Source organism: Prochlorococcus marinus, assembly GCF_001180245.1.
Lineage (GTDB): Bacteria > Cyanobacteriota > Cyanobacteriia > PCC-6307 > Cyanobiaceae > Prochlorococcus_A > Prochlorococcus_A marinus_F.
The window spans coordinates 264,500-279,881 of record NZ_CVSV01000131.1 but is presented as its reverse complement, the minus strand read 5'-3'; the positions used below and the strand labels follow the sequence as shown (position 1 = coordinate 279,881).

The window sequence follows — 15,382 nt, the reverse complement described above, 5'->3', positions numbered from 1 at the left end:
TATGAAAAACAGAAAAATCATTAAAGGATCCAAAACATTAATATCATCAAGATTTAATGTAGATACTTCTGTAGATAAATTTAAAGATGGAATAATTTATACTCTTTATTCTGATGCATTTAATTCACTTAAAGTTGGTTTTGCTGAAAATGATAAGGTAATAGAAAAAAAATTATCAAGTGAAGCCTTGATATTGTTGGATATGAAAAAAGGCAAAAAGAAAGATCTATGTTTATTAATAACAACTCTAAATGAACTTGGCATCAAATATTCAGACAATTTATATTTCAAATACTCAGGTTCTTTAATGAAACATTTATCTACTTTAGGTTGGCCTATTGGAAGATCACTTTATAAACAAAGAAAGATTAAAAAAGAACTTGTATGTGCATAAATTTAAATGTAATCACACTCTAAAGTTTCTCTGGTTTCTCTATTTGTAATTGGATTAGTTCCATTAGCACTTTCACAAAATTTCCTAATAATATCTTTTGGCAAAAAAACATTTGTGAAGTCTGCGCCTTGTATTTTTACATTTTCAAACTGGGTACTATAAGCAAAAGAATCCTCCAAGTTAGTATTTGATAAATCTGTTCCATCTAAAACAGCCGAGTCTAAAGTTACTTCTCTTAGGTTGGAGTTACTTAAATTAGTATCTTTCAATTTTGCTCCATAAAGAGTCGCATTTTGGAGCTCACAACCTGATAAATTTGCGTCTTGTAAATCAGTCAAATAGAAAGTTGCTCCTTTTAAATCAGATCCAGAAAAATCAGCCCCTACCAAAGATTGTTTACCATAATCCAACGCAGCGAAGCTTCTAGAAGGGAGGGTTAAAACAACTATTAAAAAAGTTAAAATTATAAATCTCATTTGTTTGAGTAGTATTTCAATAAATTCTAACTTCTTAAGCTGAAATCTAAAAATTAATTATTTACTGAATGCTATATTTATTGAAATAGCAAATCACGAAATAGGTTTTGGATATAAGTCCTTATGATGCAATTGTTGTTGGTTCTGGAGCTACAGGAGGAATAGCCGCACTTACATTGGCAGAACAAGGGATCAAAGTTTTAATAATAGAAGCAGGACCTCAAGTTAAAAGGGATGAAGCTAGTAATCATGAGCCAAAAAGTACATTAAAAAGATTATCAGGAGTCATAACAAAAAAACATACCAATCAGTGTCAACATCCTGGTTATTGGAAAAATAATCCTGACTTATATTCAAATGAATTGAAGCATCCCTATGACTTCCCCAAAAAAAAGCCATTTCTTTGGACACAAGGTAAACAATATGGGGGGAGATCATTAACTTGGGGAGGAATAACATTAAGACTTTCCCCAGAAGACTTTCATCCGGCTAAAAAAGACGGATTCGGGCCAAACTGGCCTATTACATACGAAGAAATTTCCCCGCACTACGATTTTATTGAAAATTTCTGCGGAATTTATGGACGAAAAGATCATATCAAGGAGGTTCCAAACGGTAAATATATTGGTGAAATTCCTCTTACAGAAAACGAAAATGTTTTTGGCAGCAAAGTTAAATCAAAATTAAATTATCCATTTATCCAATCAAGAGGATTTGACCGTAATTCATCTGTAAAAGAAAAAAATTGGCCCAAGTCCTCGAGCGTAGGAAGCTCTTTAAAAAAAGCTTTAGATACTGGAAACGTACAAATAATCTCTAATTACCTAGTGGAGTCTTTTGAGATTAACAAGATAACAGAGCTTGCCTCAAAACTAACGATTGTAAACCTAGAAAATGGACACAAAGAAGTATTGGATTGTGATTTGATTCTTCTTTGCGCATCAACAATTTCAACACTGAGAATACTACTGAACTCAGAATACAAATCAAATTCCTCGGGGTTTAAAGATAATTCTGGAAAATTAGGTAAATACCTAATGGATCACATATCTATCTGTAGATTTTTTTCAGTCCCAAAAGCAAAAAACTCAGATAAATCACTAGATAATCCACCCGATCTTTCTGGAGCAGGAAGCTTTTTTATTCCTTTTGGTTCAGATTTACCAGAAATTGACGACATAAATTTCCATAGAGGTTATGGAATCTGGGGGGCAATTGATAGATTAGGGATACCTAAATTTTTACAAAAAGAGGCAAACAAATCCATTGGCTTTCTTATCGCCCATGGTGAAGTCCTTCCTAGAGAGAAAAACTCAGTTTCTCTCTCAAGAAAAACAGATGAATGGGGAATACCAATTCCCTACATTGAATTTGAATGGAGCGAGAATGAGTTAAATATGGCAAAACATATGGAAAAAACAATTCAAAAATCAGTCAAAGCTGCAAATGGGAAAATAAAAAATATTGATGAACTAATGAATATTCCATTAGGGAGTTTATTTACAAAAAATTTGATAGCACTTTCAGATAGTCCTCCCCCTCCTGGATATTATATTCATGAGGTAGGGGGAGCACCAATGGGTTTAAATGAAGAAAACAGCGTAGTTGATAAATTTAACAGATTGTGGAGATGTAAAAATGTACTGGTACTAGATGGAGCATGCTGGCCCACATCATCCTGGCAAAGCCCCACACTTACAATGATGGCCTTGAGTAGAAGAGCCTGTTTAAATATTAAAAAGACTTAGAGGGTGTAAATAATTGATTTAAATAAATTTCTGAGACTGAATTATCTGTACAACCGTTTTGAACGAGAAAAGTAGCTAATGCTGAATTTATAAGCTTATATTGATCCCAAGTAGGATTACTTAATACGAAATCTTTCATAGTGTTATAAAGAGTTTCTGAAAGCTCTGTTTCTAATGAGACTTTATTTGAAGAGCACTCTACGAGTTTCTTATCAGTTAAATTTGTTTGTTTGATTTGATCCATAAATTTATTTTTCTACATCAACAATAATGATATTTTTCTCTAAAAATTTCAAGAAAAACCTTCTGGTAAACTTTTCAAATTATCAAATAAGACTCATGTTATAAGTGGGTTTTTAAAAAACTTCTTTTTCAAATAAGGAAATTGAATAGATCTTAAAAAAAAGTCAACAATAATGTTGAAGTCCTGTTTTTTTTTAAAAATACTGCCATTTCTAATCCAGTGTGGATTTGGACGTGGAAAACAACCTGCAAATTGTGGAAAATCTAGCTAAAAATACTTTCATGATTTTATATTAAGAATACTTATATATACTGAGTCTATTAAGACTTACTCGAGAAAGAGACAGGTGATTCATTGATTTCAACTGATTTTCTTAAGATTTAGTCTTTATTAGGCAAGCGAAGCGTGACAGGTCCTAAAGGATGTTTTGAATTTGGATAAATACTGTGGTGATGGTGATGGTGATTATGTTCATGTTGATGAACCTCTACATGTTCATGTTCTAAGTAATCATCTACTCCTGTGTCTGATTTTTCTTGATTATGAGTTGGGATTTGATTTTGTATTTCACAAGCACCATTACATTCAGGATCACATAAATCACAGCTGATACCCAAGCCCTCTACATGGTCATGATGACTTTCTTGGACCATTCCAACTTCTTTTTCAAAGCCAAATAAATTTGATCTATATTTACAAGTTGAGCAATTCATAAAATTATTACCTTCGTTATTAAGAATCTCTTCAATCCTTTCTACAAAAGTGTCGACCACATAAGACTGCGACGAAAGATATTTTGCATGTATAAATGAAATATTTGGATTATTAATCGCAACTAAATCACTTTGCCTTTTTATTCTTGTAACAAGGACACCTGAGAAAAGGAAATAAGGGAAAACAATTATATTTTTATAACCAAGTCTCACAACATTTTTCAAGCCAGGTTCAACAAGGGGGAAAGTTACTCCAGAAAAAACTGTTTCCCCCCACCCTAAACCAATACCCTCCACGATCATTCTCGTAATTTTTGAAACATTGGAATTCGCATCTGGGTCAGAAGAGCCTCTACCCACAACAACTAATAATGATTCTTCAGGTTTGAGATTATTATTTTGTTTAAATACATCTTTTACTCTTTCACAAGCTGCACTAATCATTAAATTATTAATGCCTAATTCTCTACCATAAATTATTTCAATTCCTGTTTTACTTGAATAATTCATGAGCAGACTAGGTATATCATTTTTTACATGGCCAGCAGCGAAAAGCATTGCAGGTATTGCAATTACTTTTTTTATAGAAAGATCTTTTAACTTGTCTAAAGCATCAACAATCGAAGGTTTAGCAAATTCCAAGAAACCATATTCAACTAAAAAGTTTGGATATCTTTTTTGGATGAAATTAGTTAATTCTTGAAATTCACTAATGGCTAGTTTATTTCTACTCCCATGTCCACAGATAAGTATCGCAACTTGATTATTTAACTTCAAATCTAAATTATCCAAATTCAAATTATTACTTATACCATAATAGTAAAGAACAATATCATGTAGTGAAAAATAAAAATAACTTGCTTGAAGTTCCAAATATCAACTCAAAGGATGCAAAATTTAAGAAATTAATTTATGAAGTTGATGACTCAATATTTAATGGGAGTATTTATTCTAGTGAAAAATTTGAGCACCTTTGCGTATGTAGTGGAGGTACAACCTCCAGCTGTGCAAAAAATGGTTTTACAACTCTTGATCTAAGAAGAAATTACAGCAAAATTCACCTAGATAGAAAAACTAATTTAGTAACAATTGGAGGTGGAGTAATAATGGGGGACCTAATAAATTATTTACAAAAACATAATCGAAGTTTCCCAATCGGACTTTCTAAACTTCCTGGAGCAGGCTATATACTTACTGGTGGAGTCAGCCCGCTCAGTAGAGCCTACGGATTAGCCATTGATAATATTGAATCAATAAAAGGTTTCTTGGGAAATGGCAGATTTATTTCTTTAAAAAAAAATCAAATAAATCCAGAAGAACAATTAATTTGGGAAGCAATTAAAGGCGCAGCACCCTTCTTTTCAATTATTACCGAAATAGAACTTAAGACTATTCAATCTAATTCAATTAAGGTTATTGAAGGATTTGTAAATCTAAATGAACTTACAGAAATAATAAAACTATCAGAGGAATTTCCAGAAAATATAAGTCTTCAATGGATTTATGCCCAAAAAATTTATATATATATTTTTGCTGAACTCAAAAATAATTTAGAGGATAAAAGAACAGAAGAATGCCTAATGCTTCTCGACAATTTCCCTACTCTAGAAAAACAATTTTATGAGAATTTTAACAAAATAAATTTCTTCCCAAAGGAATTGAATTTATATGAGCTGAATGCAAATAACCATTCTGAGGTAATTAGTCTTCTTGGAGAAGATTTAAAAAATAATATCCCAATTTTCATAAAATGTTTGGATGAAATAATGGATAGTAAACCTAATAATTCCTGTTACATTGCTTCTCAACAATTAGGTTGCAAAACTAAAAAGTTAAATCATGGCTCAAGCTTTTTTGTTCACAGAAAAAGTACTTGGAAACCATGGATATATGCATCATGGAAAAAAAATGATCTTCAAGAAAAAGAAGTCGCTTTGGAATGGATTTATAAATCATGGAATAAGTTGAAAAGGTTTTATCCAAATATTCACTTGGCCCAATTGCATAATCATTTGAATTCTCATGAGGAAGAACTTCACTTAGCTTTTGGAAATAGAGTGAATGAATTAAAAACTTTAAAGAATATTTTTGACCCAAAAGGTATTTTGCCTCCTTTATGAGGTAACTTCAAAAGTATAAAGAAACTTACAATGGCAAATTTCTCAAGATATTTATCAAAAAATTGGTTAGATGATCCAAAGTCAAATATTCTCTCAGGCTTAGTTGTTGCTTTTGCAATGATCCCAGAAGCAATTGCTTTTTCAGGTATAGCTGGTGTAGATCCTAAAGTTGGCCTTTTTGGTGCATTTTGCTTATCTATAACAAGTGCGATTGTTGGAGGAAGAAGGGGGATGATCACTTCAGCCACAGGTTCAACAGCTCTTTTAATGACTGGACTTGTTGCTTATGGAGAATCACAAGCGCCTGGATTAGGAGTCCCATATCTGATTGCAGCTGGAATATTAACTGGAATATTCCAAATTATTTGGGGATATTTAAGACTTGCCTACCAAATGCGATTCGTTCCAACAGGAGTATTAAGTGGATTTGTAAATGCACTAGCACTTTTAATATTTCAAGCACAACTACCTCAGTTAGGAATAGGTATTAAAGAGTCAAAAGGATTAGTTGAACAAACTATAAGTCAATATCCAGTAAACTCTCAGATTCCAGTAGTTTGGATTCTTGTAACCCTAGGATTAGTAATTATCTATGGGCTTCCAAGAATCACAAAAGTAGTCCCGTCTCAACTTGTCGCAATAGTAGTAATTACTCTTATAAGCATATTCTTTAATCTAGATGTCCCAACAGTTAGCGATTTGGGTAAATTGCCTGATGGATTACCAAGTATTTCGCTTCCTTTTGGATCAATAGAAAATGGGAAAGTACCTTTTAGTCTTGAAACATTAGGAATAATTTTACCGACTTCACTTGCAATATCTCTTGTGGGTCTAATGGAAACCTTCTTGACTCAAGACATTTTAGACGATGTAACTGATACAAGTTCTAATAAAAATCAAGAAGCAAGAGGACAGGGAATAGCAAATATTGTGGCATCCTTATTTGGTGGGATGGCAGGATGTGCCTTAGTTGGGCAATCTGTTATGAATACTGAAAATGGTGGTAAATCTAGATTATCAACCCTCTCCTCAGGTATATCTCTTCTAATTATGATTATCCTCTTGAAGTCTTGGATTGGAGCAATACCAATGGCTGCTTTAGTAGCAATCATGATAACTATCGCAATAAGTACAGCAGATATAAATGGATTAAAAAATATTAGAAAGATACCTAAAAGTGATACTTCAGTTATGCTAACGACTTTTGCAGTTACTATGCTTACAAAACCCCATAATCTTGCACTTGGAGTTATTGCAGGAGTTGCATTAGCTGCAATTCTATTCAGCAGAAAAGTCGCAAAAGTTATTACTGTCTCAAGAGCGAAAGAAAATAATTTGACTACCTACAAAGTAAAAGGACAATTATTTTTTGTAAGCAAAATTTATTTTTTACAAGGATTTGATATTCATGATCATCCAGAAAATATTGTGATTGATATGTCTTCAGCTCATATTTGGGATCAAAGTGGCGTTGTTGCTCTTGAGCAAATCATTAGAAAGTTCCATAATGGTGGTACTAAGGTTGAAATTGTAGGATTAAATAAAGAAAGTCTTAACTTATTTGAAAGACTAGGTGGTATAGAAAGCGCTCATTAAAGAAGTTAATTAAGACTAACTTGTTGATAACAAAACCATAGCCATTGCTGAAAAAGCAAATTCCTATGAGACCTCCAAGTTGTTTTTGAACTATTTGGATCAAAATTTTTAGGAGGAGGAACATCTCCCTTTTCTTTATCTCTTTCAATTTCACTAATAATTCTATGCACCGTATATTCAGGATGTCCTAAATGCATAAGTTGTTTTTGATCATTAGATTCAAATATTGTATATCCGACGTTTTCTCCATAAGCCAACAAATTCAATCTTCCTTCTTTTTGGGCCTTCTCCATTTCCAAATCTGATAATCCCGCAAATCTACTTTGAGGACATATAAATTCATCATCTTGTGTACCCATCAATGGATGTCCAGGAACAAGACTTTTTAAAGGGAATACCCCAAATAATTTCCTATCAAAAACCTGCTTATCAACCCCTGCCAAATAAGCCAACGCAAAGCCCGCCCAACATAATCCAAGAGTACTCGCACAAGAATTTCTCGCTTCATGTACAATTTTCACAAATTCATCCCAATAATTAACCTCCTCAAAGGCTAGGTGCTCAATAGGTGCTCCAGTAATAATGATTCCATCTAACGGATCTGGATTATTTGCTTCTTCCCAAGTTATATATAGATTATTTAGATGATTAAGATCCCATGTTTTATAAGAGTGAGTTTCAAGCTTTATCCAAACTGGCTCAATTTGAAGAGGAGATAAACCAAGTGGATGTAGTAAGTTAAATTCATACTGCTTTCCAAGAGGCATGATATTTAAAATACCAATCCTAAGAGGACGTATATCCTGTCTTTTTGCCAATTCTGGTTCAATCCAAGATATATGATTTTTCTCAACATCACTTATTTTGTGATAGTTACTAGGAATTATTAAAGCCAATAAATCTTCTTTCCTATATGATTTGTGAAAGTGCTTGTTCGAAATCTGCTTTTATATCATCAATATGTTCAATTCCTACAGAAACTCTTACCATCGTAGGTGTCACACCTGCAGATAATTGCTCTTCTTCAGATAATTGCTGATGAGTTGTTGAAGCCGGATGAATTACTAATGTTTTTGAATCACCCACGTTAGCAAGGTGGCTCGCTAATTTTAAGGAATCAATAAACTTTACTGCATTTTCATAACCCCCATTAAGAGAGAACATAAGCATGCAACCCATTCCCCTTCCAGTAGTATATTTTTTAGCACTTGAGTAATATGGATCAGATTCTAGACCTGGGTAATTTACACTACTTACATTAGAATTAGAATCCAACCATTTTGCTAATTCAAGAGCATTAGAAGTTTGTCTTTCTATTCTTAAACTTAAAGTTTCCAGACCCTGTAATAACAAAAACGAATTAAAAGGACTTTGAGCTGATCCCCAGTCTCTCAGGCATTCAAGTCTTGCTCTTAACGCAAAAGCTATATTTCTATTATCGGGTACTCCTAAAGATTTGCAGATATCACTACCGAAACCAAAAGCGTCCCAATGAACGAGTCCATGATAAGCAGCGCTTGGCTCACTCATTAGTGGGAATTTACCATTTCCCCAATCAAAGGTTCCGGCATCAACAATAACCCCTCCGATACTTGTTCCATGTCCACCGATCCATTTCGTTGCACTTTCTACAACAACATCGGCTCCAAAATCAATTGGTCTTATTAAAGCACCACCAGCACCAAGGGTATTATCAACTATTAAAGGAATTCCATTTTCCTTAGCCAAAGCAGAAAGTCCATCAAAATCTGGGATATTGAACCGAGGATTTCCCATTGATTCAACATATATTGCTTTTGTTTTATCATCAATTTTATTTCTAAAACTATCGATGCTATCACCATCAGCAAATTTAACTTCTATTCCTAATCTTGGAAATTGTACTTTAAATTGATTGTAGGTCCCACCATATAAAAAAGATGTAGAGACAAAATTATCACCTGCTGTCATGCAGTTCACGATTGCCAAGAATTGAGCAGCTTGTCCAGAGGATGTTGCAAGTGCTGCCATTCCTCCCTCCAAAGCTGCCATTCTTTTTTCGAAGACATCTGTGGTGGGGTTCATAAGTCGAGTATAAATATTTCCAAATTCTTTTAGTCCAAAAAGATTCGCTCCATGCTCTGCATTATCAAAGACATAAGAACTAGTTTGATAAATGGGTACTGCTCTAGAATTTGTAGTTGGATCAGGAACTTGGCCTGCATGTAACTGAAGTGTCTCGAACTTTTGGTTGCTCAAAATTTTTAAAATAATCCTATTATCTATTTAACTTAGAAAAGTCCAAAAAAAAAACAAAAAAAAGATAAATATTTATAAATCCTTTTTTAATGAGGGGTAATTATCTTTCATATATAAACTCAAATTCTCTTTAATCGCAGATCTGAGTTTCTCAATACTTGCAGATTCAATTATTGGAAAAGTTTTATTAAACTCGGGGTCTTTTTCAGCAATTGATTTCCAATTCTTACTAACATCTTTTTCAGAGTTGTTTAAAACCTCATCAAAGTTGAAAACCTTATCGTTTTTTTTAGCGTCAAATTGGCTAAACGCTTTATTTATAAGCTGTTTTCTATTTTCGAATAGATTCTTGGCTTTTAAAGTATCTGGAAGACCCATAACTGGTTGTAATTCCTTAAGAAGTTTTAATTCCTCTTCAATTAAGAGTGTCCAAACAGCATGTTTATTTTTTGGAAGATTAGAATTACTAAAAATATTAATTTCATCTAGGTAAAAATTTAACCATAAATAATATGATTTTTCTTCAATAGTTTTTTTAACGGATATCTTTTTATTTTGAATCTTTGGGAGTAACTTTTCTGCTTTCTTCAAAAACTGTCTATCTTCTCTTTCTAAATTTATTAATCCCCATCTTTGACTGTACTCCCATAAATCTTCGTATCTTGTCAAATCTTCTTGATTCCAACCAAGAGTTTTGAGTTCATGAGAACGATGTGATAATTCCTTTTTCAAAAAAACCTTTTAAATTATAATAATTCTAACCCTGCAATCAAGATTAGTAAATAAATGAAAAAATTAGTTTTTTGTAAATTAAGTAAATAATCAATTATTAAAATAATTATTAATAATTTTCAATACATTAATATAATTTGGATTTTTTTTTGAAATTTGATTACTAGAATCATTATATTTAAGATCATTTTGCTCTTTGTCAATAAAAAATTTCTTGAAGAAAATTTCAATATCATCAAAAAGATAATCTCCTTTTAATTTTTCATTTAGTTCTAAAGATAATTCAGATTTCACAGATTCTTGGCAAAAATTAGTGATTTCTTCTGAACTAATTAAAACCTTATAAATTTCTTTTTTTTCTTCTGAATTAGCATTAAAGCATAAATAAATCAGATTTATCATTGAACAATTATTATTTTTAATTTTGAATTCTTTATAAATTTCTGGCCAAAATTTTAAGGATTTTAGACCTTCTAAACCTCCTTGACTGAGGGAGTATTTATTACACCAATTCACAAATTCTGAGACATCTTTTGGACATCTTTTGAGTTGCAAAAGCATATCTGAGAGAACTTGTCCTGCCTGGAAATTCCTTGTTGGTTTTCCTTCAGTTGGGAGAGTCATGCTCCCTAAAACATCAGCTTTAACAGCATTTAATTGAGAAAAAGTATAATCTCCTTTTTCAAAAAATTTATCATCAATTTTTTCCTTTGCACTAATTATTTCTTCACCATAACCAAGTTCCTTTAATGAAAGATATTTATTGTCTAATTTATTTTCTTTTCTTACTTGTAGTGATACTGTTGCGGCCTGATCCAAACATTGTGTCAACAAAATCGTATTAATGGTGGGTAGCATACCTGGCTTATCGGAATGGAAGTTATTTACAAAACCTGCAAATATGGATGAGATGTTTTTTATTGATTTTATGTATTGGCATTCAATATTATGAACTCCAGGAGAAACTTGGATTTTCGGTGACAATTGATTCAAAATTCGAGCTCCTATTAAAGCAGTTAGGGCATCAGGATGGCAGAAATTCGCAGTAAAACTATCATTAGGATTTCGTAAAGCACCGTGACGATGAAATCCTGTAAAAAAAGCTAAATTTGGATATTTATTACAGAGAATAAAGGGGTTTTTGTTTTTATTATCAACGCAAAAAGAACCAACGAGACAGCCAAGAACCACATTTTCTCTTTTTAAAGTTTTTCTAAGTTTTAAAGCATTTTTAACATCATCTTGAATGTGGTTACTGTTTGAAGCAAGAATAACTATCTCACATTCCAAGAGAAGATCTTTAAGGTCAAAAGACTTTCTTATTCCCTCTAAAGAATAATGTCCCATTCTCTTAATCTTTTCAATAGTTTCATCATCCATATCAGAAAGGACATCATTTGTGAAAGCGCCTAACAAATCTCTATCTTCCCTAGGCGCTAAGAGAATATTATTAGATTTTCCATGCATAGCACAGTTATATGCTAACGATGCAGGATATAAACCAACACTGTAAAATCCAACTTTGCTGTTTTCTAAATCTTCAATAAATGAATAAAAATTTTTTTCATCTTTTATGTTTTCAATAAAATTATTCTTCATTTTTGGAAATTCTTGATAAATTTTTTAATTTCTAACTCATACCAAACTTTTTCTACATTAAAGCAATTCTTGACCATAGCAAATTATTTATTGTAAATATTGAATTTTTTAATTTATAATTTCTTTGAGATATCGAAATTAAATTAAAAGAGAAATAATTATAAATATGGAATATATGGCAAGTAATTTAAAGACACAAAAACAATTAATTTCTTCTAAAAATATCTTAATTATTCAAGACATTGACGGAGTTTGTATCCCTCTAGTTAAAGATCCAATGACTAGAAAATTAGAACCAAAATATATCTATGCAGTAAAAGAATTTGCAGAGGAATTCTTTGTATTAACTTGCGGGGAACATGAAGGTCCAAGAGGGGTTAACAGAATAATAGAAAGGAGTTTAAGAAGTACAACTGAGCCTAAAAGCAAAGAACTATACTTTAGAGGTTTAGCAGCCTGTGGAGTAGAGTATCAAGATAACAATGGAGAAATAAGTTTTGAAGGAGTATCAGAAAAAGAACTACATTTTTTATCTAAAGTACCTAGTCTAATAAGACCAAAGTTTAATTTTATAGTTAAGAATATTTTTCCTGAACTTAGCCAAGAAGATATCAATTTTCACGCAGTAAAATCAATATGCGAAACGCGCTTCTCACCAACCATTAATTTTAATAGTCTATTTGATTTAGTTAACAATGATTCTGAGAAAAGAAAACTTATTCAAATTAGTTTTGAGAAAATGATGAATGAAATCATCTTAAAAGCTGAATCCGAAGGCCTCAAGAACTCATTTTTTCTTCATATTTCACCAAATTTAGGTAATAAAAATGATAGAGAACTAATTAAACTTTCTTCTAAAGATGATATTGGATCGACAGATATACAATTACTTATAAAAGGAGCAGTTAAAGATTCTGGAGTTTTATTTCTTTTAAATAAATTCATTAACCTTAAAACTGGCAAAGCTCCTTTTGGAAGTAATTTTAATTTTAGAAATTCTCCAAATTCTATTGCAGAAAAAATAGATTTATGCAAATTAAATATTCAAAGAGAAGATATGCCTTTGATTATAGGAGTAGGAGACACAGTGACATCAAAAAAAAATAATGATGAGAAAAGTTTTTTAAGAGGAGGAAGTGATAGATCTTTTCTAGAATTTATACAAATATTAGGTAATGAATTTGGTATAAATAATAAAATCATTTTTGTGGATAGTAGTTCTGGCGAAGTTGAAAGACCTTCTACAAAAAAAACTGGTTTAATAGGAATTAGTGATAATTATGACAACTTAAAGTTTGATATGGTTTTTAAAAATGGTCCCAAAGAATATATAAGTTGGTTCATTGAACTTGCAAAAAAGAGATCAAACTTTAAAAAAAATAGTTGACTTTTTAATTTTGGAATGACAATTTATAAGTAATATATGAAAGAAAAATTCCCTTCAATATATAAAGAACCTATAGAAACATTACAAATTAATATAGGTTATAAATGCAACCAGGCGTGTAAACATTGTCATGTCAATTCGAGTCCCCTAAGGACAGAAAAGATGTCAAATGAAATAATATCTCTTATTCCAAAAATAATTGAAAAATACAAAATCAAGACTTTAGATATTACTGGTGGTGCTCCAGAACTTCATCCAGAGTTTAAAAAACTTGTAAATAGTTTGAGCACAAAACAAGTTGATATTATTGACAGGTGTAATTTGACAATTTTCTTTGAAGAAGGTTATGAAGATCTTCCTCAATTTCTTGCAAAGAATAAAGTGATAGTTACTGCTTCACTACCATGTTACGAAAAAAATAATGTTGAGTTTCAAAGGGGTCTTGGGGTTTTTGAAAAAAGTATTAAAGCTATAAAAATTCTTAATGATCTAGGCTATGGGAAAAAAGAAAATGAATTGCAATTAAATCTTGTTTACAATCCTGTAAGTCCAATTCTTCCTCCTTCGCAGGAAATATTGGAGAAGGATTATAAAAAAATTCTATTCGAAAAATACAATATCGTTTTTAATAATTTATACACAATAACTAATATGCCAATAAATAGATATGAAGAATCTCTTCGAAGAGAAGGGAAACTAAATACTTATTACAAATTACTAAAAGAAAATTTTAATGAAAAAAATTTAGAAAATCTAATGTGTAAAAAGACAATTAGTGTAAATTGGCTAGGAGAAATTTATGATTGTGACTTTAACCAACAGATAAATTTCCGAGAGAATAAAGGACCAAAGACACTTTTTGATCTCTTGGATGAATCATTTACTTTTGACTACGGGGTAGCTGTAAAAGAACATTGTTTTGCTTGCACTGCAGGTGCAGGGTCAAGTTGTGGAGGGACTTTAAGTTAAAACCTGCTAAATACAATTAGGACAAATTGCTCTTACATTTAAAGAGGATTCAATTAGTTTAAAACCATTAACTTTTGCTGCAACTTTGCCTGCCTCTAAAACCTCATCATTTTCGAATTCTTCTGTTCTTCCACACCTAATGCAAATCAAATGATGATGATCCGGTGTGTCGTTACTAAGCAATTCATATCTGTGTCCACCCTCACTAAGTTCTAATTCATGAAGCAAACCCATTTGCACTAGAAGTCTTAAAGTTCTATAAATTGTTGCTAGTGAAACTTTGGAACTTGTTTTAACTAACTTTTCATGAACCTCTTCAGCACTAAGATGCTTTCCAGAGCCAATATTTTCAAATAAATTGAGAACCTTTAACCTCTGAGGAGTTAATCTCTTCCCATCTTTATGTAATCCAACACCAAGAGGAGATGTGATTACTTTGTATTGAGAGGATAATGACAAAATTAACCCATAGCTATTCTCAATAATAACTCTAGATGAGAGTAAAACAACTTATTTATTTAAAATGTTTACTAAAGTTCTTCAAAATATTATGTTAAGTGTATCTTTATATGTAAATGATGAATGATCAAGAAATCTCTTCTTATAAATTATCATCGAAAGTAAATGCCTTGATAATTATTGATATTCAGGAAAAAATAATAAGATCAATTTTTAATAAGGATTCAATAATCAAAAACATTAAAAAGTTAATAAATGCTTACCAAATTTTAGAAGAAAACATATTTATATCTGAACAGAACCCACTCAAATTGGGAGTTACGATTCCTGAATTATCACCCATAGCAGAATTTAGAAAATTTGAAAAAATGGAATTCAGCCTAGCTAAATTAGAAGATTTTTTAAAAGAACTTAAATATAAGAAAATTACTAATTTAATAGTTTGTGGGATCGAAACGCATATTTGTATTCAACAAACAGTCTTAGATTGTTTACAAAAAGGATTTGAAGTTATTCTCATATCAGATTCCATGGGAAGTCGAAATAGGTTAGATCATGAAATAGCATTACAAAGAATGACTCAGAGTGGGGCGATCTTAACAACAACTGAATCAATAATTTTTGAATTATGCAAAACTGCGGATAGAGAAGAATTTAAAGATATTAGAAACATAATAATGAGTTAAACAAAAATAAAGACTGGTTTG

General features: G+C 31.4%; 15 protein-coding genes. 7 read left to right on the top strand and 8 right to left on the bottom strand.

Annotated elements, in window-relative coordinates:
* Position 1 precedes the first annotated feature (1 nt).
* Positions 2-394 (top strand): LEM domain-containing protein, encoded by a 393-nt coding sequence (locus AMO19_RS06750; RefSeq protein ID WP_075507825.1) that lies wholly within the window; start codon positions 2-4, stop codon positions 392-394.
* 2 nt (positions 395-396) lie between these two features.
* Here AMO19_RS06750 and AMO19_RS06745 read toward each other — a convergent pair whose 3' ends face one another.
* Entirely contained in the window at positions 397-870 is a 474-nt protein-coding gene (locus AMO19_RS06745; RefSeq protein WP_075507824.1) for a pentapeptide repeat-containing protein, read from the bottom strand.
* 107 nt (positions 871-977) lie between these two features.
* On the opposite strand from AMO19_RS06745, the gene AMO19_RS06740 reads away from it, so the two are divergent.
* A complete protein-coding gene (locus AMO19_RS06740) occupies positions 978-2,618 on the top strand; it encodes a GMC oxidoreductase (protein WP_075507823.1) in 1,641 nt (546 codons plus the stop codon).
* On the opposite strand, the gene AMO19_RS06735 is transcribed toward AMO19_RS06740, so the two are convergent.
* Complete coding sequence (locus AMO19_RS06735) at positions 2,605-2,862, bottom strand: DUF2811 domain-containing protein (RefSeq protein WP_075507822.1); 258 nt, start codon at positions 2,860-2,862, stop codon at positions 2,605-2,607. The two genes, AMO19_RS06740 and AMO19_RS06735, sit on opposite strands and share 14 nt — an antisense overlap.
* A gap of 380 nt (positions 2,863-3,242) precedes the next feature.
* Entirely contained in the window at positions 3,243-4,448 is a 1,206-nt protein-coding gene (locus AMO19_RS06730; protein WP_075507821.1) for a sirohydrochlorin chelatase, read from the bottom strand.
* Between AMO19_RS06730 and AMO19_RS06725 the strand changes: the two genes are divergently transcribed.
* A complete protein-coding gene (locus AMO19_RS06725; RefSeq protein WP_075507820.1) occupies positions 4,415-5,695 on the top strand; it encodes an FAD-binding oxidoreductase in 1,281 nt (426 codons plus the stop codon). The two genes, AMO19_RS06730 and AMO19_RS06725, sit on opposite strands and share 34 nt — an antisense overlap.
* 30 nt (positions 5,696-5,725) lie before the next feature.
* On the top strand, positions 5,726-7,291 hold the full coding sequence (locus AMO19_RS06720) for a SulP family inorganic anion transporter (RefSeq protein WP_075507819.1): 1,566 nt from the start codon (positions 5,726-5,728) through the stop codon (positions 7,289-7,291).
* Between the two features lie 5 nt (positions 7,292-7,296).
* On the opposite strand, the gene AMO19_RS06715 is transcribed toward AMO19_RS06720, so the two are convergent.
* The 4 genes from AMO19_RS06715 to AMO19_RS06700 all read right to left on the bottom strand — a co-directional run bounded on the left by AMO19_RS06715 (position 7,297) and on the right by AMO19_RS06700 (position 11,860).
* A complete protein-coding gene (locus tag AMO19_RS06715) occupies positions 7,297-8,187 on the bottom strand; it encodes a homoserine O-succinyltransferase (RefSeq protein ID WP_075507818.1) in 891 nt (296 codons plus the stop codon).
* A 13-nt stretch (positions 8,188-8,200) separates the two neighbouring features.
* A complete protein-coding gene (locus AMO19_RS06710; protein WP_075507817.1) occupies positions 8,201-9,529 on the bottom strand; it encodes an O-acetylhomoserine aminocarboxypropyltransferase/cysteine synthase family protein in 1,329 nt (442 codons plus the stop codon).
* A 72-nt stretch (positions 9,530-9,601) separates the two neighbouring features.
* Positions 9,602-10,261 (bottom strand): hypothetical protein, encoded by a 660-nt coding sequence (locus tag AMO19_RS06705; RefSeq protein WP_075507816.1) that lies wholly within the window; start codon positions 10,259-10,261, stop codon positions 9,602-9,604.
* A 90-nt stretch (positions 10,262-10,351) separates the two neighbouring features.
* Positions 10,352-11,860 carry a hypothetical protein gene (locus AMO19_RS06700; RefSeq protein WP_075507815.1) on the bottom strand — a complete coding sequence of 503 codons (1,509 nt, stop codon included), beginning with the start codon at positions 11,858-11,860 and terminating at the stop codon, positions 10,352-10,354.
* 166 nt (positions 11,861-12,026) lie between these two features.
* On the opposite strand from AMO19_RS06700, the gene stpA reads away from it, so the two are divergent.
* Both stpA and arsS read left to right on the top strand, forming a co-directional pair.
* Entirely contained in the window at positions 12,027-13,247 is a 1,221-nt protein-coding gene (stpA, locus tag AMO19_RS06695; RefSeq protein WP_075507814.1) for a glucosylglycerol 3-phosphatase, read from the top strand.
* Positions 13,248-13,283: 36 nt separating this feature from the next.
* Entirely contained in the window at positions 13,284-14,216 is a 933-nt protein-coding gene (gene arsS, locus AMO19_RS06690; RefSeq protein WP_075507813.1) for an arsenosugar biosynthesis radical SAM (seleno)protein ArsS, read from the top strand.
* 6 nt (positions 14,217-14,222) lie between these two features.
* Here the strand turns inward: arsS and AMO19_RS06685 are convergent, their stop codons facing one another.
* Complete coding sequence (locus tag AMO19_RS06685; protein ID WP_075507812.1) at positions 14,223-14,675, bottom strand: Fur family transcriptional regulator; 453 nt, start codon at positions 14,673-14,675, stop codon at positions 14,223-14,225.
* 119 nt (positions 14,676-14,794) lie between these two features.
* On the opposite strand from AMO19_RS06685, the gene AMO19_RS06680 reads away from it, so the two are divergent.
* A complete protein-coding gene (locus AMO19_RS06680) occupies positions 14,795-15,361 on the top strand; it encodes an isochorismatase family protein (protein ID WP_075507811.1) in 567 nt (188 codons plus the stop codon).
* Positions 15,362-15,382 lie beyond the last annotated feature (21 nt).

Coding starts and splice junctions, on each gene's coding strand:
- AMO19_RS06750 (WP_075507825.1), top strand. CDS start 2: ATGAAAAACAGAAAAATCATTAAAGGATCCAAAACATTAATATCATCA.
- AMO19_RS06745 (WP_075507824.1), bottom strand. CDS start 870: ATGAGATTTATAATTTTAACTTTTTTAATAGTTGTTTTAACCCTCCCT.
- AMO19_RS06735 (WP_075507822.1), bottom strand. CDS start 2,862: ATGGATCAAATCAAACAAACAAATTTAACTGATAAGAAACTCGTAGAG.
- AMO19_RS06720 (WP_075507819.1), top strand. CDS start 5,726: ATGGCAAATTTCTCAAGATATTTATCAAAAAATTGGTTAGATGATCCA.
- AMO19_RS06700 (WP_075507815.1), bottom strand. CDS start 11,860: ATGAAGAATAATTTTATTGAAAACATAAAAGATGAAAAAAATTTTTAT.
- stpA (WP_075507814.1), top strand. CDS start 12,027: ATGGAATATATGGCAAGTAATTTAAAGACACAAAAACAATTAATTTCT.
- arsS (WP_075507813.1), top strand. CDS start 13,284: ATGAAAGAAAAATTCCCTTCAATATATAAAGAACCTATAGAAACATTA.
- AMO19_RS06680 (WP_075507811.1), top strand. CDS start 14,795: ATGAATGATCAAGAAATCTCTTCTTATAAATTATCATCGAAAGTAAAT.